Origin of the sequence: Pseudoalteromonas sp. c7(2019), from assembly GCF_011378625.1 — a bacterium.
GTDB lineage: Bacteria > Pseudomonadota > Gammaproteobacteria > Enterobacterales > Alteromonadaceae > Pseudoalteromonas > Pseudoalteromonas arctica.
In genome coordinates this window covers 80,766-104,052 of sequence record NZ_WTKS01000007.1, presented here as the reverse complement: position 1 = coordinate 104,052, position 23,287 = coordinate 80,766, and the positions used below count along the sequence as shown (strand labels likewise).

Annotated in this window: 18 protein-coding genes; 13 read left to right on the top strand and 5 right to left on the bottom strand. The window is 39.3% G+C overall.

Going from position 1 to position 23,287, the window contains the following annotated elements; translation table 11 throughout:
* Nucleotides 1–13 precede the first annotated feature (13 nt).
* Entirely contained in the window at nucleotides 14–532 is a 519-nt protein-coding gene (locus GQR38_RS09710; protein WP_165721702.1) for a TetR/AcrR family transcriptional regulator, read from the bottom strand.
* 390 nt (nucleotides 533–922) lie between these two features.
* On the opposite strand from GQR38_RS09710, the gene GQR38_RS09705 reads away from it, so the two are divergent.
* From GQR38_RS09705 to GQR38_RS09690, 4 genes are all read left to right on the top strand, one after another.
* Nucleotides 923–1,543: a glutathione S-transferase gene (locus tag GQR38_RS09705; protein ID WP_024597780.1), complete on the top strand. Its 621-nt coding sequence runs from the start codon at nucleotides 923–925 to the stop codon at nucleotides 1,541–1,543.
* Between the two features lie 41 nt (nucleotides 1,544–1,584).
* Nucleotides 1,585–2,277 carry a cupin domain-containing protein gene (locus tag GQR38_RS09700; protein ID WP_165721701.1) on the top strand — a complete coding sequence of 231 codons (693 nt, stop codon included), beginning with the start codon at nucleotides 1,585–1,587 and terminating at the stop codon, nucleotides 2,275–2,277.
* A gap of 98 nt (nucleotides 2,278–2,375) precedes the next feature.
* Nucleotides 2,376–2,756, top strand: a complete 381-nt coding sequence (locus GQR38_RS09695; protein ID WP_024605388.1) for an STAS/SEC14 domain-containing protein — start codon at nucleotides 2,376–2,378, stop codon at nucleotides 2,754–2,756.
* A gap of 157 nt (nucleotides 2,757–2,913) precedes the next feature.
* On the top strand, nucleotides 2,914–3,366 hold the full coding sequence (locus GQR38_RS09690; protein ID WP_165721700.1) for a nuclear transport factor 2 family protein: 453 nt from the start codon (nucleotides 2,914–2,916) through the stop codon (nucleotides 3,364–3,366).
* A gap of 84 nt (nucleotides 3,367–3,450) precedes the next feature.
* Here GQR38_RS09690 and GQR38_RS09685 read toward each other — a convergent pair whose 3' ends face one another.
* A complete protein-coding gene (locus tag GQR38_RS09685; RefSeq protein WP_024607712.1) occupies nucleotides 3,451–4,344 on the bottom strand; it encodes an AraC family transcriptional regulator in 894 nt (297 codons plus the stop codon).
* A gap of 437 nt (nucleotides 4,345–4,781) precedes the next feature.
* On the opposite strand from GQR38_RS09685, the gene GQR38_RS09680 reads away from it, so the two are divergent.
* From GQR38_RS09680 to GQR38_RS09645, 8 genes are all read left to right on the top strand, one after another.
* A complete protein-coding gene (locus GQR38_RS09680; protein WP_165721699.1) occupies nucleotides 4,782–6,302 on the top strand; it encodes an aldehyde dehydrogenase family protein in 1,521 nt (506 codons plus the stop codon).
* Nucleotides 6,303–7,049: 747 nt separating this feature from the next.
* Nucleotides 7,050–7,397, top strand: coding sequence for a DUF2282 domain-containing protein (locus GQR38_RS09675; protein WP_024591926.1), 348 nt, complete (start codon nucleotides 7,050–7,052; stop codon nucleotides 7,395–7,397).
* Nucleotides 7,387–8,310 (top strand): DUF692 domain-containing protein, encoded by a 924-nt coding sequence (locus GQR38_RS09670; RefSeq protein ID WP_165721698.1) that lies wholly within the window; start codon nucleotides 7,387–7,389, stop codon nucleotides 8,308–8,310. The genes GQR38_RS09675 and GQR38_RS09670 overlap by 11 nt, the downstream gene beginning before the upstream one ends.
* Entirely contained in the window at nucleotides 8,310–9,137 is an 828-nt protein-coding gene (locus GQR38_RS09665; RefSeq protein WP_165721697.1) for a DNA-binding domain-containing protein, read from the top strand. Before GQR38_RS09670 ends, GQR38_RS09665 begins: the two co-directional genes overlap by 1 nt.
* Before the next feature lie 30 nt (nucleotides 9,138–9,167).
* A complete protein-coding gene (locus GQR38_RS09660; RefSeq protein ID WP_240917394.1) occupies nucleotides 9,168–9,710 on the top strand; it encodes a DoxX family protein in 543 nt (180 codons plus the stop codon).
* A gap of 189 nt (nucleotides 9,711–9,899) precedes the next feature.
* On the top strand, nucleotides 9,900–11,138 hold the full coding sequence (locus GQR38_RS09655; RefSeq protein ID WP_165721695.1) for a sodium:proton antiporter: 1,239 nt from the start codon (nucleotides 9,900–9,902) through the stop codon (nucleotides 11,136–11,138).
* A gap of 104 nt (nucleotides 11,139–11,242) precedes the next feature.
* Nucleotides 11,243–11,614 carry a DUF3703 domain-containing protein gene (locus GQR38_RS09650; RefSeq protein ID WP_165721694.1) on the top strand — a complete coding sequence of 124 codons (372 nt, stop codon included), beginning with the start codon at nucleotides 11,243–11,245 and terminating at the stop codon, nucleotides 11,612–11,614.
* A gap of 173 nt (nucleotides 11,615–11,787) precedes the next feature.
* A complete protein-coding gene (locus tag GQR38_RS09645) occupies nucleotides 11,788–13,260 on the top strand; it encodes a S41 family peptidase (protein WP_165721693.1) in 1,473 nt (490 codons plus the stop codon).
* Between the two features lie 51 nt (nucleotides 13,261–13,311).
* On the opposite strand, the gene GQR38_RS09640 is transcribed toward GQR38_RS09645, so the two are convergent.
* The 3 genes from GQR38_RS09640 to GQR38_RS09630 all read right to left on the bottom strand — a co-directional run bounded on the left by GQR38_RS09640 (nucleotide 13,312) and on the right by GQR38_RS09630 (nucleotide 21,318).
* A complete protein-coding gene (locus GQR38_RS09640; RefSeq protein WP_165721692.1) occupies nucleotides 13,312–16,245 on the bottom strand; it encodes a TonB-dependent receptor in 2,934 nt (977 codons plus the stop codon).
* A 65-nt stretch (nucleotides 16,246–16,310) separates the two neighbouring features.
* Nucleotides 16,311–18,971 carry a glycoside hydrolase family 16 protein gene (locus tag GQR38_RS09635; protein WP_165721691.1) on the bottom strand — a complete coding sequence of 887 codons (2,661 nt, stop codon included), beginning with the start codon at nucleotides 18,969–18,971 and terminating at the stop codon, nucleotides 16,311–16,313.
* Nucleotides 18,972–19,293: 322 nt separating this feature from the next.
* Nucleotides 19,294–21,318, bottom strand: coding sequence for a winged helix-turn-helix domain-containing protein (locus GQR38_RS09630; protein WP_165721690.1), 2,025 nt, complete (start codon nucleotides 21,316–21,318; stop codon nucleotides 19,294–19,296).
* Between the two features lie 170 nt (nucleotides 21,319–21,488).
* Here GQR38_RS09630 and GQR38_RS09625 point away from each other — a divergent pair, with 170 nt between their 5' ends.
* Nucleotides 21,489–23,270 (top strand): alpha/beta hydrolase, encoded by a 1,782-nt coding sequence (locus GQR38_RS09625; RefSeq protein ID WP_165721689.1) that lies wholly within the window; start codon nucleotides 21,489–21,491, stop codon nucleotides 23,268–23,270.
* The last annotated feature ends 17 nt before the right edge of the window (nucleotides 23,271–23,287 follow it).

The window sequence follows — 23,287 nt, the reverse complement described above, 5'->3', positions numbered from 1 at the left end:
CTAAATTTAGGTATTACTGAGTTGCAAGTTCAAAGTAACTGTTATCGTCGAGCGTTTTGCTTATCATCATAGCACCCTCAAGCAAGCTCACTGTTTGAATAGCCGCTTTAGTAGGGTTAAGCTCACCATTAGCTAGGTGCGCAGCGCTAAGCCATGTTAGGTTTTGATTAAAAAAGCGTTTTACTTCAAGGCGTACTTTATCTGGAAGGCTATCGCTTTCGGCTCCTAGTAACCCACATAAACACATTTTTCGGTCGGTAACTAATGCACTTCTAAAAAGCTGAGTGTACACATCAATAGGATTTTTACCGCTGGCTTTAAGCTTGCTTGGCTCGCCTAACGCAGCTAAAAAAGAATTTGTATATTGATGAGCAAGCTCTGCACCTAAATCGGCCTTAGTCGGAAAGTGATAGTGCACACTGGCGCTTTTAATTCCAACTTCGCTGGCAAGCTCTCTAAAGCTAAAATTGCTGTACCCGCCAAGGCGTACCTTGTTTTCAGCTGCTTTTAATAAAGCTTCTTTTTTACTCATTTTTAATATTTTCCTATCTGCAGTAATACCAATTTTATTAAAACATGATCATTGTATCGCATTAAATAACTCACTAACTGCGTTAAAAATTACTCATATAGAACAACTATATGTCATAATTTTCGCCTTGTTATTGCGCTATTTTCTTAGCGTAATAATAGGTCACCTATTTAATGCAATTGGTATAGTAAAATTATCGACCAGTAGGTAGTTATTTACAAGCGATTTTATTTTTAAGCAACCCCCTAATTTTACAATGAATTAAGTTAAATCCTATACATCAGAAAAATTTAAACGTTGACTTAAATTTAGTTTAATATTATAAATTACCTATCGGTAGGTAGGTTTCTGCCACTAATTCACTTTTAAACAATAAAGATAGAGATTGCTATGAAAATTTATGATGTAGAAAACTTTCCAAATCCACTTCGTGTTCGTATCGCTTTAGCTGAAAAAAATGCCACTTCAAATGTTGAGTTTGTACCTGTTGATTTATTAAATGGTGAGCACAGAACAGAAGCCTTCTTAGCTAAGAATCCACTAGCAGGTGTGCCCGTATTAGAGCTAGATGACGGCACGTTTATATCAGAAAGTACCGCTATTACTGAGTATATTGATACCGCATTTGAAGGCCCGTCATTAATGGGTGAAACCGCAAAAGAGCGAGCAGTAATTAACATGATGCAAAAGCGTGCAGAGTCTATGGTGCTTGACGCTGTGGCAACTTACTTTCATCATGCAACTGATGGCTTAGGTCCAGAGCTTGAAACGTATCAAAATGTGGCTTGGGGTGAAAAACAAGGTGAAAAAGCACGCCAAGGGTTTAGCTATTTTAATGATGTACTAGCGCAGTCGGCGTTTGTTGCTGGTGAGCAGTTTAGTATTGCTGATATTACATTGTATGCTGGGCTGGTATTTGCTGGATTTGCACAAATAGCAATCCCGAATGAGTTAACTCATTTATTAGCATGGCAAGAAAAAGTAGCAAAACGCCCAAGTGTTGCGGCGTAATTAGTTTAAAGTTTAAGTGGAGTTACGGTTAGGAGCCAAATATGAAAATTGCTGCCGATTTTAGTAAACGAGTTGTTGTACACAGCGAAACGCTCCCGTGGGTTGCATCGCCAATGGCGGGCGTTGATAGACGAGCACTGGACCGTGTGGGCGACGAAGTTGCTCGCGCCACGACCATTGTTCGTTATGCACCAGGCAGTGAATTTTCGCCGCATGTACACACCGGCGGTGAGGAGTTTGTTGTACTTGAAGGGGTATTTCAAGATGAGCATGGTGACTTTGTGGCAGGTTCTTATATCCGTAACCCACCGCAATCAAAGCACAAACCGGGGTCTGAAAATGGCTGCGTTATATTTGTAAAGTTATGGCAGTTTCAGCCTGATGATAGAACCCACGTGCGTTTACAAACGGACTTGATGCAAAGTACGGCGCACCCTAGTTTTAAAAATGTAGCTGTAACTCCTTTGTACAAAGACGACTTTGAAGAGGTAAGCTTGCTGCACTTTAAGCCCAACGCCAGCATGGTTATAAACGCAAAAGGTGGAGCAGAACTGCTAGTACTTGAAGGTTCATTTGATGAGCAAGCCGATACCTTTGTAAAAAACAGTTGGTTAAGAGTGCCTATTAATAGCTCCATTAACGTTAAGGCGGGAAGTAATGGCGCAAAAGTATGGCTTAAAACGGGCCATTTAACTGATGTAGAAAACCAGATATCTCGCGTACAAAATGCGTAAATCAGTCGTTTATTTGAGATTATTTATTGATTTAGTTCAGGACTAATTAATTTTAGAAGGTGTACTTTTACCGCTCAGCCTATTTAAGGAGAGCAGTAATGGTACACACAACACATGGTTTATCGATTGGTCTTGAACGTGCAGGAAGAGAGTTTTTTTTAAAACTTAAAGCCGTTGGTACGCTTACTCACGACGACTACAAAATAATTACCCCAATGATAAATTCAGCTCTTGGCGAAGTTAAGCATCCAGTCGTGAACGCCTTAATAGATGGTAGCGAACTTGAAGGTTGGGAAGTACGCGCAGCGTGGGATGACTTAAAGTTAGGTGTTAAGCACTCTAAAGAATTTAAAAAAGTAGCTATTTACGGTAATAAAGAGTGGCAAGCTCGAATGGCAAAAATAGGTAACTGGTTTATATCGGGTGAGGTTCAATACTTTGAAAATGCTACCGCAGCCATAGATTGGCTAGACGAATAGCCTGGTTTAAAAACTTAAATTAAAGCACTCTTATAGAGTGCTTTTTTGCTCTATGGGTAACGTTATTAAGTAGTTACATTCGCTTTATTTCAATTGTTAATACTGCTCTATTAAAATACACTCATTATTATTGAGCAAATTACATATTATAAAAACAATGAAACAAGTACTTACCTTTATTACATTCCTGATATTTTCTACATCAATACATGCAAAAGATAACAACATATTCACGCCGGTGAGCGATCTTTTTTTGGCTGTTTCTAACGTTGACCACACGCAAATGCGTGCAGCCGTTGATGATTCATTTTTACTTTTAGAGCACGGTGAAGTGTGGACTATTAATGACTTTATAAATGTAGTTAAGCCTTCTGACTTTATAAGAACTAATTATTTTAGTGTTATAAATTCGCGTGTAGTGGGTGATGTTGCATTTATTAATTACTGGAATAAAGCCAATATTAAAAACACTCAAAGAAGTATTGATATTTATTGGTTAGAAAGCGTTGTTGTATCAAAAGTGGGCGATAAATGGTTGTTATCGCAAATGCACTCTACTCGGTTACCCCAAAATGAAATACCTAAAGGTGTCACCTTTATAAAGCAATAGATCTAACTCTAATTTAAAGCCCTGTAATATGGGGCTTTAATCATTTAAATTACATCAGCCAGTACAGGTAACGCCCCTTTAGGGCTAATGTCGGCACTCTTTAGGCGCAATGCCAAAGGTTTGTTTAAATAGGCGACTAAAGTGGCTCGCGCTATTAAATCCAACATCAAAGCAAACTTTGCTAATTGCATGGCCTTGTAGTAACTGAGTACGTGCTTTTTTAAGTCTTAATTGTTGCTGCCAAAGGGCTGGGCTAGTGCCAAATGCGAGTTTAAATTGCTGATAAAACTTACTTCGGCTCATACATGCTATTTTGCATAAGGTATTTATGTCGAGCGTTTCACTTAAGTGTTCTTCAATATAAAGCAGGGCATCGCTGACTTTTGTTTTAAGGCGTGGCTTATCGCAGCTAGCTAGCAATAGCTCGCGGCTTTGTTGTTGTAATAAACGGGTGATCAATTCGTTCAACGACAAATCAATCAAGTAATGTCGCTGTGCGCCTTGCTCACTAAATAAATGCACCATGCGCTCTAATAATTGCTGCGTTTGAATATTATGTTGGGTATGTACTAACTGAGGTACATATTCAAATAAGCCATCGTGTGCAAAGTTTTGCTGCATGTTAAGTGCATTCGCCACGCTCGTTATTTTATCTGTGCTAATTTCAATGGCTAAACAGGTGGTTGGGGCGTGCATTGATGCTTGTGGAAAATCAATTAAAACACCTTGCTCTGGCGCTAATACAAACGACTCGTGTGGTAAAAATGCTTTATGGTATTGGCTGCTTTCTACGTGCATTACCTTTTTGCCGCTAAGCATGGCACAAAACAGCAGCTCGTTTGAGTGCAGTGCTACCTTTTGCGCGCTTTGATACGTGTCGTAAATACTCAACTCACTGCTATCTGCAGCGAATGTGACTTTATTTTCTATTAATACATCAAGTTGTTGGCGTTTTTTGTTTAACTGAGATGTGTGCATATCAATCCTTTAGGTTTTTATTAGTTTGGACTCACAGACAACTTTTGTGGACAGCTAATCAAGTTTTTAGGTACTTGTTAGTTTAATGTCAATCAACATTGATTAGGGCGTGTTGGCCTTTCAGGATTGAAATTTGTTCAATCTAGGGGCGATTTAATTGCGGCGCGAGATTTGTAGCCTAGTGGGCTAAGTAAAAATCGAGCAACAAAGAGTTAATCGCCCCTAGGAGGAACCTGAAGGCAGCGCGTGTTTGGTATTTATGCTTCGTTATCGCCTATTTATGGGGAACAACCACATTACATAGGCTCTGTCTTGCCTGAAAACCAAACACACTGCTGCAAATTCAACCTCGAAAGATAAACACGGCCTAAATATAAAGCATTTTGTTTTATATAAATGTTCGACCTTTAGCTAACAACAATAAAGAGAGCACACACATGATATATGCAAATCCAGGTAGCGATGGCGCACTCGTAAACTTTAAACAACAATACGGGAACTACATTGGCGGAGAGTGGGTGAAGCCAGTAAATGGCCAATACTTTGATAATATAAGCCCAGTAAACGGTAAGGTATTTTGCCAAATACCGCGTTCAGACAAAGACGACATAGAGCTGGCTCTCGATAAAGCGCATGCAGTGCGAGAGCAATGGGGCACAACGTCGGTGACCGACCGAAGTAACATACTGCTAAAAATAGCCGACCGAATTGAGCAAAACCTAGAGTTACTAGCTGTTGCCGAAACATGGGATAACGGTAAAGCAATTCGTGAAACACTCGCTGCTGATATTCCGCTAGCGGCAGATCACTTTCGCTACTTTGCAGGGTGCCTACGATCGCAAGACGGCACTATAGGTGAAATAGACGCAACCACCGTTGCGTATCATTTTCACGAGCCACTAGGTGTGGTTGGGCAAATTATTCCGTGGAATTTCCCTATTTTAATGGCCGCCTGGAAACTAGCGCCAGCACTTGCTGCAGGTAACTGTGTAATTTTAAAACCGGCTGAGCAAACACCAGCTTCTATTTTAGTTTTAATGGAGATAATTGGCGATTTACTCCCTGCAGGCGTATTAAATATAGTAAACGGCTTTGGTAAAGAAGCGGGTGAAGCACTGGCAACAAGCAAGCGTATCGCTAAAATTGCATTTACGGGTTCAACGCCTGTGGGCTCACATATTTTGAAATGCGCTGCTGAAAATATTATTCCTTCAACGGTCGAGCTCGGTGGTAAATCACCTAATATATTTTTTAATGATGTAATGGAAAAAGACGATGCGTTTTTATCCAAAGCTATTGAAGGCGCCGTGCTTGCTTACTTCAACCAAGGCGAGGTGTGTACGTGCCCATCAAGGTTGTTTATTCAAGAAGACATTTACGAGCAGTTTATTGAGCGAATACTCGAACGTACCTTAAAAATTAAACGCGGAAACCCGCTAGACAGCGAAACTATGGTTGGCGCACAAGCTTCAAAAGCGCAATTTGATAAAATACTGAGCTACATTGAAATAGGCAAAAAAGAAGGCGCTGAAGTACTCACTGGCGGTAATGTAGAGCAGCTAAGTGATGACTTAAACGGTGGTTACTACATACAACCTACGTTATTAAAGGGCACAAACGATATGCGTGTGTTTCAAGAAGAAATTTTTGGCCCTGTTATTTCAATGTCGACCTTTAAAGATGAAGCCGAAGCCCTCGAGCTTGCCAACGGCTCTGAGTTTGGTTTAGGTGCAGGTGTGTGGAGCAGAAACATGAATCGTGCTTATCTTATGGGTCGCAAAATAGAAGCAGGGCGAGTGTGGACTAACTGTTATCACATGTACCCAGCACACGCTGCGTTTGGTGGTTATAAAAAATCAGGAATAGGGCGCGAAACGCACAAACTCGCACTGGAGCACTACCAACAAACTAAAAACCTATTAGTGAGCTACAGCGAAGATCCGCTCGGCTTCTTTTAAATAAAGAGCCTAAGCTTTAAATAAACAACCATTAAGTAATAATGCCAGCGCTACCTATTTGTAGCGCTTTTTTTATAGGCAATCAACCGTTGATAATGGCCATGTAGTCCAACATTTTAGCGTTGCAGAAAATAACATTATAATGACGGTGTTTACGAGTCCTACTTAAAAAACGCTAATTTAGCGAGTATAGAGTGGTGTAAATATAAGGAGCCTTTAAATAATATTTTTATCCTTCCTCAGTTAAGTAAATTTCTATTTGTAGATCATTGCCAAAACAAAGTGTCTCAATGCATCTAATCCACTAAATATGAACTTTTCCAAGCTTATTCATTATCAAAACAATTAGATTAGCTTTTCTAATGTTTGTATTAACTGCTTAGTCCACTATATTTACTTCTTGTTTACAGTTGTTTTTCATTGTAAGCAAATAATCTGAAAGTTTTTATAACAACGATAGGTCTATTAAATTGATAAAACGGCGATATTGCTTATCTCCATTGTGCTTGTTTATCAAAATATGAGTGTTTTTATACCAATTCGCTTAATTAAGTGATTTATTTTGAGGATGGAAAAACGTGTTGATAGCTAGGCAAAAAATTCGCTATTTACTTGTTCTAAATGAGAATTTTTTAACGCAGGTAGCGACACGTTTAGCCCCGCAAAATGATTAAGTATTATTGCGGATTGGTATTATTAACAATCATTGATAAAACAAGAAAAAATATTTTAATCCGGAGCATAAAAATGAAAAAAGTAAATTTAACTAAGGCTTTATTAATCGGCGCATCAGCAGCAGTTTTAAGCGCGGGTGCTGTGGCAGGTCCAAACAGTCAATTAACCGTTGCAGAAGGTGCTTCAGCAAAAGTACAAGAGCAATTTAAAGGCTGGGTAGCTGGTGATAAAGTTCGCGGTCGTAAAGATAAATGTTTTGGTATTGCTTTAGCGGGTGAAAATGATTGTAAAGCAGGTGCAGGAACGAGTTGTGAAGGCACTTCAACTACAGACTTCCAAGCTAACGCATGGACATATGCACCTAAAGGTGTATGTGAATCAGTTGTAACTCCTAATGGTAAAGGTTCGCTTGAAGGTTAATAAAGCAGGTTTTCCCCAGTGCATTGTTGCTGGGGAGCAATTAGGTGCAGGTCTTAGTTTAAAACCAGAACATCTTGACGACATTTTAGCTTTACAGGTAGAGCTGCCATCTACAAATAATAATCTTTGGTTTGAAGTGCATACAGAAAATTATTTTGTGGCAGGTGGTCCTCGATTAAATTATCTCAGAGCTGTACGTGAAAACTTTGATATTAGTTTTCATGGTGTTGGTGGCTCTTTAGGCTCTGATCATAAAGCTATGCTTGCTCATACTAAACGGGTAAAAGCGCTAATTGATGAATTTCAGCCAGTGCTGGTATCTGAACACGCTGTATGGTCTAAGTCGAATGGCAAATATTTTGCAGACTTAATGCCGTTACCTCGCACCCAAGATGCACTTGCGTCTTTAATTAATGGTATTGACTGTTACCAGGCGGGCATAGGTCGGTCAATATTAGTTGAAAATCCAAGTAACTATTTAGATTTTATAAGTGATATGGATGAACCTCAGTTTTTAGTTGAGGCAGCGAAGCGTACTGGATGCGGCTTACTTATCGATATTAATAACTTATATATCAGTAGTAAAAACACGGGTATTGATGCGCTTGATTATTTAAAGCAGATCCCTGCTGAGCTTGTTGGAGAAATTCATATTGCAGGGCACGATCCTGATCCAGCTCTTGGTCAGTCATTACTGATAGACAGCCATGCAGCACCGGTAGCGACTCCTGTATGGGATTTGCTAGAACAAGCAATTGAGATATTTGGTCAGCGACCAGTACTTGTTGAGCGAGATGCGAATATTCCATCGTTTGAAGAGCTTATGATCGAGCGGGAAACTGCGCAAAGCTATTTGAATCAAAGTGAGCTACAAAGTCGCTTAAATATATCTCATAAAGAAGTGGTTCGCTGATGAGTACCAACCAATATATTGATGCTTTTACTCGCTATTTGCGAACGGGCGATCCAAGTGAAATGGAGCATTTTTGCGAAAATCCATCGCATATTAAAAGGTTAGCTGTGTATCGTAACGGGTTTTATAAAGGCTGTGTTGATGCATTAATAGCTAACTTTCCTATGTGTGAAAAAAAAGTAGGTAGTGAGAACTTTCGTAAAATGGCACGACTTTATGTTGACCGTTTTCCGCCAGAGCAGGGCACTTTGGTGGGATACGGACTAAGCTTTCCTGGCTTTGTAGCCGATTTGATTAAAGATGGTGAGCTTGAAAATAAACATATTTTAGAAGTTACTGAAAATCAGCAAAGCACATCAAATCTATACATGAACTTAGTTGATATTGCGCATTTAGATTACACGTGGCTAATGAGTTTGATGAGCGCTGATTCAAGTGAAGCGCTAACTATAGAGCATATTACTCAACTAATGAAACAAGGTATTGAGCTTACCGAGCTTAATGTAAAGCTTAGCCCCAGCGTACTATTACTTAGTGTGAATGGTTCTGCTTTTTTTGAATGGATTTCGCTAAAAACAAATAATAATGATGTCGTTGTAACTAAATCCTCTGCTGAGGATTTTATTATGTTATGGCGTTTGCAAGGTGCGGTGCAAGCCCGCTCTCTTTCTATCGCAGAAGTTGCACTTATGCAGGCCCTACAAGGTACAAGTAGGTCTTTAGGTGAAGCTTTTGATGCAGCAATAACAGTAGATGAAAACTTTGAAGTGAGCGAAGCTTTTACAGCATGCTTACAAAATGAATTATTAGAAATCCAAATCAATTAGTACATTACAAGAGTAGGAACAAATATGGGCATGATAAAAAAAATACAACAACTGTACGTGCAGATGGGAGAGCAGTTATCGCGGTTCTTAGAGCCCATAGCGCTGTTTTTTCTTCGTTTTATGGTGGCTAAAGTATTCCTCGACTCTGGTTTGAGCAAATGGGATGGCTTTTTACAATTTAATGTTGATAAATACGACCTATTTAAATACGAATTTTTCTGTCCAGATCCTGTTAGAGAAGGTGCCTTGCAGCTTTGTGATCCAAAAACATTAGATTATGTTGATGGCTCATTTCTTGTAAAAGTAATTGAAACGCTTGCTGTGGTTGCTGGTGTTGTTGAGGTACTGCTTCCAATATTACTGATTATCGGTTTGTTTTCTCGCTTTGCAGCACTGGGCCTTATTGGTATGACATTGTTTATTCAGCTTGCAGTTTTTCCTACACTGGATCATTGGATTAATCCGGCATCGTGGTGGGCTGTTTCATTATTAGTGATTTTTGCTCGTGGGCCTGGCTTTTTGTCTATTGATAAGTTACTTGGTTTAGACGCAAAACGTGCAGCAGCTAAATAAGCTTTTGCATATTAAAAGTTAAAAGTAACCGGCAGGCTAATATCATTTAGGTGCCGGTTATTATTTAGACTAGAGTTAAAAATAAGCTTATACAAATTAATTCAATAAATTGTGCTGATTTAATATAACTAACCTCAACCCTGATATTTTCTAATAAAAATACCAAGCCATGCCTAATAGGATTTCCCAATGGAAATAGGATTACTCATTCTTCTGTTCTCAGTTAGTGCTTACTCTATGCTAGCTAAAAAGCTGTCCACAACCATTATTACCGCACCAATGGTATTTTTGGGTATTGGTTTTGCCGTATCACAGGCTGGACTTATTAATATAGGCGATGCACATGAAACCGTGTATTTAATAGCAGAAATATCGCTAGTTGTATTATTATTTTTAGATGCTTCACAAATAAACCTACGAAGATTAAAAAGGCAAAATACATGGCCTTTAAGAATGCTATTGATAGGTTTGCCGTTGAGTATTTTGATTGGTACAGGCTTTGCTTATTTATTCTTCCCACAGTGGCCTTGGGCAATGCTAGCCCTAGTTGCGGCAATTTTAGCACCGACTGATGCAGCTTTAGGTCAAGCGGTTGTTAGTAATGAGAGTGTACCTTTAAACGAGCGACAAAGTTTATCAGTTGAGAGCGGTTTAAATGATGGACTAGCATTACCTGTTATTTTATTTTTTGCCAGTATAGTTGCTATGGAAACCGGCTCTCAAGAAAATGAAATGTCATGGTTAGTGTTTGGATTTAGCCAAATATTTATAGGTATTTTGGTTGGCGCATTAATGGGGTACTTGAGCGGACGTTTATTTTTATACTCTGAGTCAAAAAAAATATCATCGACTATATATGAAGGCATTGGTGTTTTAGCACTTACCGGCACATCATACCTAATGGCAAGTTTACTGGGAGGAAATGGATTTATATCAGCGTTTGTTGCAGGTTTAGCCTTTGGTAATATTGTAAAAGGCCATTGTCGGTTTATATACCAATTTACTGAGAGTGAAGGGCAAATATTAATATGGACTTCGTTTGTTATTATTGGACTTGGCTTACTTCCTTCAGCTGTTGAGAATTTAACTCTCCCTGTTGTTGGTTATATTTTAGTGAGTATATTTATTGTACGGCCTCTTGCTATTTACCTATCGTTAATTGGCACTAAAGCTAAAGTATTAACAAAAGTGTTCATGGGGTTCTTTGGACCTCGAGGTCTTGCCACAGCGCTTTTTGCACTTATTATTTCTAAAGATATTTTAGGCCAGTACGGTCACTCAGTTTTAATTGTTGCGATTAACGCTGTATGGATGAGTACTTTAATACACGGTATTGCAGCAGCACCTATGGCTAATTGGTACGGCGCTAAAATTAAAGTGCTAAAGATTAAATCAAGAGAGCTCGCAAAACTAAAAAAACAAAAGTAGCAATTGAACCAAAATAGGAACTCAGCTATGGTTTGTGTATTAATAAACATAGATTATAAACGAGTTGCTTTAAATACTCGTTATGCGCTTACAAGGATAGAAGTATGTTTAGTCAATTCACTAGAAATATAAAACCATATGTAAATGCCGAATTAGATTTAGCTCATTTAGCTAATAAAAATGGCAAGTTTATAGAGGCATTTGAGCATTTAGAAAATGCTCATGTACTCGGTCAAGAATCTACTTATTTTCATGTTAAAGTGCATATATTGATGTTTTGCTGGGCGTTTAAGCATAACGATTTACGTGAGCTTTTAGGACAGACATTTCGTATTGCTGGAGCAGCTACCAAAACTGCGTTTGGATTAATTCCCAGCGGTAACACCGGCGGGGCAAACGTCAGCCCCTTCAAAGTCATGCCTATTTCTGCTGAGTATTCAGATTATATTGCACGCGCTAAATCAGATGTACAATAAAGCATTATTGATTAGTACTTCATTTTTGGCGAAAAATAGCTTCCCCGACTAATTTTTAAAAATGCTTCAGTTAGCTAACTAGCTCTTAATTATAAATAAAAGTAAACTTTGCATTATTGTCAGCTTATATTTAACTTAGCATGTTTAAAAAGCTAATAATTAAATGGATTTTTATGACTATAAAAACAAAAATAATCAACTATGTATTACTCCCAACTTTACTACTATCACCACTTGTAAATGCTGGACATGAGCAAGCTGTACCCACAACGCCAGAGCAGTGGCGCAGTGTTACAAATAGTGATATAGAAGCTGCTTACAGTATATCTGCACAAAATCACCCTGGTATGTTTGATGTTAATAACCCAACTTTCCCTGATTTATTAAAACAAGCAAAAGCAGAGGCGCTTACATTGTCGGCTCAAGCGAGCGGACCGCAAGTTCATGTTGCGGCAATTGCACGCCTTAGCACTGTGTTGCAAGATGGTCATGCTGGTGCGTTTTCAAGCGTAGATAGACCCGCGCGCCGCTGGCCAGGCTTTAGTGCTGTTTGGCGAGGTGATGCGCTAAAAGTGTATTACAGCGAAGCCAGCAATATTAGCAAAGGCGAGGTTGTAAGCCAATGTGATGGGCAAAGCACTGATACCTTAATGCGTGAGAGAATATTTAAGTTTCATAGTGAAGTGGCACAACCTGGGCACTGGTGGCAGCAAGGTTGGCGGTTACTAATTGACGAGGGCAATCCATTTTTAACTCCCCTAAAAGCATGCGAATTTGTTAAAGCCAATGGCGATACCTATACACACGTATTAAATTGGTCTGTGAGGCCTAAGTCAGCAAGCAAGCATTTAGAAAATGCTTATAACGGTGATGAACTCCCCATTGATTTAACCTGGCCTGAAAAAAACATTGCTTGGATTGCTATGCCTAGCTTTTCATCAACCGAAAAACAAACTGCTGCCTACAATAAAGTATTTGAAAAAATACAACAGCAGCGTAGCAAGCTACTTACTGCAAAAGCCGTGGTATTAGATTTGCGCCATAACCAAGGTGGCTCATCTTATTGGAGCTCACAAATAGCAAAAGGATTATGGGGCCAAAAAGTAGTAGAGCAAAAAGCAAATAATACTTCTCAAAACACGCAAGTATGGTGGAGAGCATCAAAAGATAATACTGACTATGTAGAGTCTTTATTTAGCGTTGTAAAAGATCAACCCGAAGTACTGAAAACTCTTAAAACCGTCGCTGCTGGCATGGCTCTATCACTTGAAAATGATGCCCCGTTTTATGTAGAACAAGAAACTAATACGCTAAATAACATACCACATACACCTTTAGTGAGTGACTTTAAAACCAAGGTGTTTGTTATTGTTCCGCCGCAATGTGCTAGTGCTTGTTTAGATGCACTTGATAAGTTTAAGCTTTTTGAAAATACAACGTTATTTGGTGCACCAAGTAGTGCTGATTCTATGTATATGGAGGTACGTTTAGCTGATTTACCTTCAGGCTTAGGCAAAGTGATTGTACCTAACAAAGTATACGTAAACAGAGCGCGAGGGGCAGGGGCTTACTACAAACCCGATGTGGCGTATAACGGCCTTGATTGGACAACCAATGTGTTGCTTGAGCAAATAAAAACGCTATAAAAAAAGCCGCTTGTTGTAACAAGCGGCTTAACCTTCTAACTAGGAAATAGTTTAGAACGTGTAACGTGCACCAATTGAGTAACGCGGACCGTATTGATTAGCAAATAAGAACTGCTCTTCGTAACGTCCGTAACCTTCTTCGGTTGCATTGTTTAAGTTTATGCCATCAAAAAATACCGTTACGTTTTCGTTTACATCGTAGTTAACGCTCATATCCCATTGGCCGTAGGCTTTAGCATATTGCGGCGGTGCATCAGCTGAGCCTTGTGCTTGGCCTACACCAATTAGGTATGAGTCGCGCCATGCGTAAGTGATTTTAACCGATAGGCCGTCTTTTTCGTAAAAGCCTTGGAAGTTAGCTGAGTCACTTAAGCCTGTAAGCGGTGCTTGTTGATCTAGGCTTTCGCTATCAAATTCAACGTCGCCATCTACAAATGTTGCGTTAACACCAATACCAAAACCGGTTTCACCAATTAAGTGCTGAACTGCAACTTCAAAACCATCTACCGATTTACTGTCGGTGTTTTGTGGCTGGCTAATATTCCATGTAATTAGCGGATCGTCGCTGTTTGGCTCAATAACGCCATTTGCATTGCCGTAACCGCTGGCAATCATTTGTGCAAAAATAGCGTCGGTTGTTGCTTGCTCGCCACGTGATTCAATATCGCTTACGGCTTGTAAGTAACGAGGGCCGTTTAAAATATCGTGCAAGCCATCAATAGTGGTTTGCGTAATGGTGGTTTGAATAAAGTTATCAACATCTTTTTTAAAGTAACCAACAGATGCGTAGCTGCCTTCTGCGTAGTAATACTCAAGTGATAAATCAAGGTTTGTTGATTCAAACGGTAATAAGTTTGTATTACCTTGGCCACCTGTACGAGAACCTGGTTTTGGGCTGCCTGTTAAACTACGACCACCGGCTAGATTACCTAGTGGTGCACGCGACATTGTTTTACCCCAAGATACGCGGGCTACTACGTCTTCAGTTAAATCAACACTTACGTCGATTGAAGGCAGTAAAACATCGTAATCACCTTGTTGCTCTAAGAAGTTATCATCGCCGCCAGCAGCGTATTGCATGATCCACTCTGAAGCGCTGATCCAGTTAACTTGATCTTCAACGCGTTGACGTACAGTACTGGTTACGTCTGTTTGCTCATAGCGTAGGCCTGCATTTACTTTTACGTAGTAGTTACTTACGTCAAACTCCCAGCTTGATTGAACATAAAAGCTATTAGTGATTTCTTCTACGTAGCTCTCGCTATCTATTCCGTCTGCGTATGCATTAGCGGCATATGCATCGCCACCTGTAACATCTGCCGTTAAGTAAGCAATTTGGCGTGCAACAGCTTCGTCAAAGTCATAGGTATAGTAGTAACCAGGTTGTAAGTCACTGCCGCCGCCATCAAACTGATCTAAAAGGCCTGATGTATCATTACGGGTAAACATGCCGTCTGGGAATATTTCTGTATATGATGGGTTAAAACCTGGGCCACCTACTAAACCACTCCACGCGGTGTAACCACCTGTGTTTTGTTCTGTACGTGATGCGCCAAATTTAACTTTAACTAAACCAATGTCATAGCTTTCGTTATACCATGTTGTGTGCAGCTGTAATTGTTCAATGTTTGATTCACCCGGCGAGTGAGTAAACTGACTAAAGTTTGAATCAATTTCGCCAGGCGTTAATTCACTTGTGCCATTTAACCAATTAACTTGTGCACTAGGTACTTCGCCCGTGCGGTAATCATAAATTTTATTAGCTAGCTGATCAGACCCTAAAATTACTTGGCCTGCACTTCCCAGCCCGTTGTCGGCGCCGTTATCGGTTTCGTTTTTAGAGTCGTGGTAATCAAGCTCTACGTGCCACGTGTCGTTAATTTCCCAATCTAGGTTTAAACCAAGAGAGCGGGCTTTTACTTCTGTAGTGCCTTTATTAGCTGTGAATGACGCGTCATTACCGCTAATGTCTGCATATACTGCAGTGCCATTTTCATCTAGTTCGTAGCCATTTATATTGCTACCAAAGTCGTTCCAAATACCCCAACCAATGCTTTGAGAGCCAGTTACAGCTTTACTTGCTGTGTAATCAAGTGTTGCTACAAAGCCATCGACCGGTGCGTATTGAAAAGTAACTTGCCCATTTGTACGTTCACGCTCTACATCTTCAATAGAGTAGTTCATGTCTTTAGGGAAGTAGTAGTTACCTGCAGAATCTGTGCGGTTATCAACTACGTTGCTGCTATCTAATTCAGGTAAGTCTACGTTTGCCTGCCAGCCTTGAATATTGGCACTTTGTTTTTGAAAGTCACGCTCTTGGTGCGAAAATGAAAAACCGAAACCAAAAGTGTCATCTACAAAGGTATTGCTGTAAACAGTAGAAAACTCTGGTGTTACGTCATCGCCAGCTTCGTTCGACGAGTCGTGGTTTGCTTTAACGGTTGCCGAAAAATTTTGACCTGGCTTTTGAAAAGGTCGCGCAGTAGAAATATTAACCGTTGCACCTAAGCCACCGCTTGGCACGTCTGCACGAGCTGTTTTAAACACTTCAAGCGCACTTACGCCTTCAGAGGCAACGTTTTCAAGGTTATACGAGCGTGTATAACCTGTGCCCGGCATTTGGCGGCCATTTAAGGTAATCAAGTTAAACTCTGGACCAAAACCACGTACTGTAATTTGGCTACCTTCACCGTTAGCGCGGCTTACCGATACACCGGTAATACGCTGTAATGATTCTGCTAAGTTTGTATCTGGGAATTTACCCATTTCTTCAGACGAGATAGCATCTACAATACCCGAAGAGTCGCGTTTCATATCCATAGAACGAATAAGTGAACCACGAATACCTTTTACTTCAATAATTTCTACATCAGGCTTTGCTGATATGTCTGCTTCTGCAGCGATAGCTGTGTTTAATGTGCTCGCAGCAATGATGAGAGACACAGAAGCCGCAAGTTGGCTCTTTTTAAAATTGAATGTGTTCATAATAGCTCTGCTTTATAAAATGTTGTTGTGTAGCAATAGGCGCTAAGCGCCCATTGGTGTGTGTTTTATGGATTTGCAATAATCACGTTATCTATACGGTAAAGCGCGCCATCGCCCATGTCCCAGCTAGGAAAAACCATAATTACGTTTAATGCGCTAATGTCTAAGCCTGCATCAAACAATTGCTGAAGAGGGAAGGTGTATGTTTGCCATTCGCCCGTTACAGGTGCTTGGCCTTCAACACTGCTTGATAAAGCAAGCTCTACTGCGCTTGATGTACCAATTGATTCAATTTTAAATAGCCACTGAGCATCAATATTTGAAGGCGCAGAGACTAGTTTCATATCAAATTGAACTACACCATTTTCAAGTATTGCAGAGGCATCAAACGATACGTCTTCATCAGCTATAAAGCCCATTACTGTAGCAGTAGAACCAATGCTAAATTGCGCTACTGCGCCATGCGCGTCATCATCGGTTTCTGTTGTTGGTGTAGAGCCACCACAACAATCCCAAATACTCCATTGCTCGGCCGCTGCATCTTTAAATACAGTAAGCTCACCCGTTGCAGCTGGCGCTGCATTTGGATTATAAATTTTAACGTTATCTACACGGTAAACAGAGCCTTCACCTGCACCCCATGCTGGGAAAATCATTAATACATCTATAGTACTTACATCTAAGCCAGCAGCTGCAAGATCAGAGAGTTTAAATGTATATGTTTGCCACTCGCCAGTAACTGGTGCTTCGCCTTCAACACTTGCCGTTAATTCAAGCTCTACTGCAGAGTCACCTTCATTTGACTCAACTTTAAACAACCACGGTGTAGCTGGATCGCTAGGCGCTGAGGTTACTTTTAAATCAAATTGAATAACACCTTCATCTAAAATGCTACTAGCATCAAACGATTCGCCTGCGCCACCTGACGATGTGCGGCTATTAAAGCCCATTACAGTAGGCTCTGCACCAATGCTAAATTCTGCGGTTAGACCATGTTCTTCATCATCCATGGCTTCAACTGGGGTTGAGCCACCACAACAATCCCACATTGGCCATGCTAGATTTTGCTCATTTTCAAAAATAGTAAGCTCAGGTGATACGCCTAAGTTATCTTGAGTAATCTCAACATCGTCAATTAAATAAACAGCGCCTTCACCTGCGCCCCATGCTGGAAACACCATGATCACATCAATTGCGCTAATATCTAAATCTGCAGCATCTAAATCTTTTAGTAAAAATGTATAAGTTTGCCATTGGCCAACAACAGGGCTTACGCCTTCAAGACTATCTGTAATTGGCATTTCTACTGCGCTAGAACCTTCATTACTTTCAAGTTTTACAAGCCAAGCTGCATCAGCTGTGCCTGGTGCACTTGTTACTTTCATTTTAAAGCGAACGTAACCTTCATCCAGCATTGGAGATGCATCAAATGGGCTAGCTTTTCCTGCTTCGTCAGTAATAAAAATTTCACGGCTAATAAAGCCCATTACTGTGGGTTCTGCACCTACTACAAATTCAACTACATCACCTTGGGTTTCATCTGCAACAATAGCGGGAGTAGAACCACCACAACAATCCCATGCAGGCCAGTTTGGATTAAATGACTCACCAAAGATAGTTAATGGTGTTGCAATGCCTGTCGAAGGTGGGCTAGGAATTGGTGCATCGCCTTCAAGCAAAGCATCATCTAGGCTATTGTAACCAGGGCGAATAGTTTCACAGCCTTTACCTGTTTCAGGGTTTGATGCACATTGATAAACACGTACGTAATCAATAGCAAAGGTTTGGCCATTTTCAAATGCGCTAGCATCTACACCTAAATCATTTACGTTTTCAGGCCAGTCACCACCTACTGCTAGGTTTAGCAATAAGTGAAAGTCTTTATCAAATGGTGCGCTATCCCAGTGAGTTTCAAGCTCGCCAGAACCTTGTTCAAAATATTCTGCAAACCAGCCACGATGTTTTAGACCTACAGCCTCGCCACTTGCATTAGTACGAACTTCAGATTGACGCTGAGTTGCATAAAGGTAACCGTCTACGTACCAGCGAATTTCACCTTCTTGCCATTCAACAGCATACGTGTGGAAGTCATCAGCAGGATTAGTATCTTCAGGGAATTTAAATTCTTGCCCTGTATAGCTGTTATCTGGCCACGCGCGTCCGTAATGAAGGGTGCCGTGGATACTAGACTCTATACCGCCGTCTTCATCCGGTGTTTTAAGGTTTACTGATTCTAAAACATCTATTTCGCCAGAACGAGGCCAAGTGCCGTAAACCTCATCAGTAGGTAGCATCCAAAATGCTGGCCAGCTACCTTGTCCTGATGGAAGTTTGGCGCGCACTTCAAAACGGCCATACGTAAAGTCGGCGTTATAACGCGTATTTAAGCGTGCTGAAGTGTAAGGTTTTTCTGCACCTTCCTCAGCGGGTAGGGCAACAATGTTTAACACACCGTCTGCAATAAATGCATTTTGCTCGCTGTCGGTGTAACACTGTTTCTCGTTGTTACCACCGCCATTGCAGTTTAATTCATAGTTCCATTTGTTTGTATCAATGGCTGAGCCTTCAAACTCGTCGCTCCAAACCATTTGCCAATCTGATACTGGTTCAGAGGCATCTACATTTTCAAAATTTGATTTAGTGGCAGAGTCGCCACCACAGCCAGCTAACGTAGCTAAAGAGATAGCGGCAAGTAAACGTGTAATGTGCGTTGTTTCAATGTTCATAACTGAACCCCGGTTTCAACAGATTATTGTCAGATTAATTGTTTTACGATCTATGTATTTTTGTGTTGTAAGCGCTTACATTTGTAAATGTGTTTTGTAAGCGCTTACAAATGATATTGTGGAGTACGCAAATGGTCAACATATTTGTTTATTTTATTTACAATTAGTTTACGGTAAGACCAGTTGCAGGACTGAAAAATACATAAATACGAGGAGCGTAAGCAGTTTACTTATTTACATATGTATTGCTGAACAGCTTATAGTAAAGCATTTTTATTATTTTATATTTGAAAAACACACAACCTATATTTAAAAACGATAATTAAAAGGTATATTGATAAATATCACCTTGAATAGTTTTTAGGCGTACCCAGAATATATGTTTCTGATCAGGCGCCATTGTATACTGGTGAACAAAACCATCAGGTTTTGGCATGATCAAATTCTCTTTTTGAGTATTGATATTAAAAGTCCAAATTCCCGTTGCTTCTCGGTAAAAGTATAATTGGTGATCAATAAGTTGCCAGTTGAGCCAGTTGATTCGATTGAAGTTTTTAATAACAAGTTCTTCACTTGTTGCTGTTAAATTTTTACGCCATAAACCATCTACATTAAATTTAGAGTAATAGAGGTATTGATCTACGATTCTGCCGCTATAACCCCCATTTAAAGTTAATTGACTGTGTGCATCGGTACTTCGTTGATACAACCACAGTTGCCATTGTCCAGAAGCGTTTGTGCTATAAATAATGTTATTTTGTGCGTCGTAATTAGCAACATAACTATTGTGATTTTTAGTAAACACTTTTTGATAGGTATTTTTATTTAAATTTAGTTCAAAAACATCGCCGTGCTTAGTAAATAAAATACGGCTGCCATCATCAGATAGTTCGTAGCGGACAAACTGTAGATCAAAGGGTAAATCGATATCAATTAATTGGGCCTCGTCATTTTCAACTCTCCAAAAGTGATGGCTTTTGTAACGCGTAGACAAAAAAGTTTGAGTGTTTGCATGCATACGAGGAAGCAGCTCTGTGCGCGCACTTTGCTGCCACACATGTTGACTATTGTTAATAGTGTTATATTTTACAATTTCGCTTACGACATTGAGGCTACTTACTAATAGCGAGGCATTCAATTTAGCTGGGATAATAGCTAAAGAGTTAATTGTAAAATCTAATTTTTTTATCGAATAATATTCACCACTCGCGGCTTCTAAAGAGAAAATAGTGTTGTTGTTTGCGATAACCAAAGTATTGTTTTTAGAATGCCATACAAGGCTTTTTACACGCAGATTAACTACGTATTCGTTTAATTTTTCTTCTTCATTTTTAATAATTATTTTTGAGTCGTCTTCGCTCATATAACGAACAATAGCAAGTTGATTACTATGGTGATTGTAGGAGAAATCAAAATCGCCCTTGGTATTGTTTTTACTACTTGGATTTGTAATTTGTCTTAATCTACTCGTGTTTATATTATAGCTATATACTTGATATGGATGAGATTTACTAAAACGTTTATTGAAGTAAAATGTATTGTTTTTCCCCCAAGCTAGTGAGGTGGGAAACTCATCACATGAAAATAAAAACTGCTTTTTCTTTGTGTGTACATGATAAGTCGAAATTAAACATTGTTCATCAATGTGTGTTGCATAAACGATGTATTCTCCATCAGCACTTATCGTCGCCAACGAATTTGTTAGTACACTGTTTTGAGTATGTGTTTTTGTATCATATAAATAAACCGATTGACGGTCATCCTCATCAAGGTGATGGAACAAAATGAGTCCCCCAGTTTGGGTGGCCGAGAGCTTATATTCTCTACCTTGCAAACCAATCAATGGCGCACTAACAAGTGATAATTTATTTGGCGTGATTAAGCTCTCAACTCTGAAGAGTGTGCTAAAAAGGATAATTAATAGCAGAGCTACAATAATTGCAATAATTGTAGCTTTTTTGATATTGCGCACAGGTTTTTTGAATAATGGGCTTTTAAAAGCAACTTTTTGCTCAACAGGCATTTCATCGTGCGAAATATCTGTGTTCGTTACAGTAGCAACTAACCGATACCCTTGAGTTGGGACAGTTTCAATAATATTTTCATTAGTTAACGCTGAAAAATGGTTTCTCAATAAAGACACAGTTCGATTGATCGCCCCCTCACCTACAACCCGATTATTCCAGACTTCAACGATGAGCTGGTCTCGAGTGACAATTTTCCCATTAGCTGCTAGTAAAGTAATTAATAAACTGAATACTTTTGGTTCAAGTTTTCTAGTTTGACTGTCATTTTTTAATGTTCGCTGCTCTTCGTCAAAAATAACACCAGAAATATGGACAGCCATAGGGTTCTCTATCATATTGAAATTACATTGCTTTTTAAAACATAACATAAATATAACAAAAACATAAGCGTCAACTATGGCAACAACAAATAAGTATATGATTTGCTACCAACTCATATTTAATGAGAGTAGAGAAGATGCGTACTTATTTATATTTATTATTGAAAATAATGACTGTCACATTATTAATGGCCGGTTGTAATGGTACTAATAAGGATTCGAGTTTAACAAGTACCCAGCCCAAGGATTTAACTAAAGTTAAATTAAAAAATCGAAGTTATTATGTTGCAACACCACGTAATAACTTTGATACAAAAAAATCTTATAAGCTTTTATTAGCTTTTCATGGTTCTGGGCAGAGCGCTAAAAATATGCAGAGTATGGCTGCGTTTGAATCCGCATCAGAAAATTATATAGTTGTTTACCCACAATCAAAAGTTGAAGAGTGGAATGAAGGATGTGATTGCAATAAACCTCATCGATTAGGCATTAATGATTTAGTGTTTGTCGAAAATGTTGTTGATGACGTTAAAGCTAAATACAACATTATTGATGGAGAGCTTTTTGCGGTCGGGTTTTCTCAAGGAGGTTTATTTACACAAAATTTAATGTGTAATAGTAGTTTAAAGTTTGCGGCCATAGCATCAGTTGCCTCACCTATGTCAGAGCAGTTGTCTCAACGATGCGAGATAGTAAATCACACCAACTACATGATGGTACATGGCACAAATGATCAGACTTTACCCTTTGAAGGTAAAACTCATTCAAATTTTGGATTAATCCCAAGTAGGCTTGCTATTGAACTAATAGCCAAAGAAAACAGTATTGATTCGGGTGTACAATTAGAAAAAAGTCAGGCAATCGCTAAATATACATTTAAAAATGATAGCTATATCAACCAATTGGTAGCAATTGAAGGCGGTGGGCATAGTTGGGCATTTAGTAGTTTTAACACCACGGATGAATTAATAAGCTTTTTTGATACAGTAAGTAAAACTAAACTCGATACCTACTCAAAATTATATCGCGTTGATCAACAACAAAAAAACGATGTACATGTACGTAGCATGGGCCTTGAACATTCGGGGCCCGCGATTATTCTTTTATCGGGCTTTAATAAAAACTTTCATAGTGACAGTGCTTGGTTTGCTTTACTGCAGCCATTGATAGCAAAAACTCATCGTGTACACGTCATAGAACGCTTTGGAAGCGGTTTTAGTAGCCCTGCTGAGCAACCATCGTATGCTTCTTTTGTGCCTGCATTAGATAAAACGTTAGGACTGCTTAATGAAAAGGAGCTAATTATTGTTAGCTTTGCCAGTGCAAATATTTTGGCTCACTTATGGCAAAATTCACCTGATTCACAATTTGTAACTAGCCTTAACGGTATGGTGTGGATTGACCCCGATGTTTTGCTGCCACACTCTATTAGCTTGTATCAAGATTGGCCCGTATATTGGTATAGAGACGCGGGTGATACCTTAATCACACATATAGAAGAAGGTAATTGGACACAAAGGACTCGAGATAAATTAATTGATGAACGTACAACGACCGAAACACTCATCCCTTCACAGTATAAAGCAGAAATGAATTGGCCGTACTTTGATTTAATAAGCCAAAGCCGTACTCAAATTGATAAACAAGTAACACGAGCAAGAGAGATTATGAATTATCATGATGATTTAAATCGTGTTATTAGTGCCGATATAGCCACATCCACTCCAATCTCCGTTATAGATACTGATTTTGAATCGTATGATATTAAAAATGCAGAACCTGACTTCGTCGATAATTTAGTATTATGGCAACAAGAGGGCTCTTTATGGAGCCAGCAAATTAGTGAGCAATCGGGTGGGCAATATATACCTCTAAGTAATAGCGATCATATGGCAGTTTTTCAGCGCCCAGACGACATTTTAAAAGCAATAAAAAATATAAAAAGTAAATAACCTGATGTAATATATTA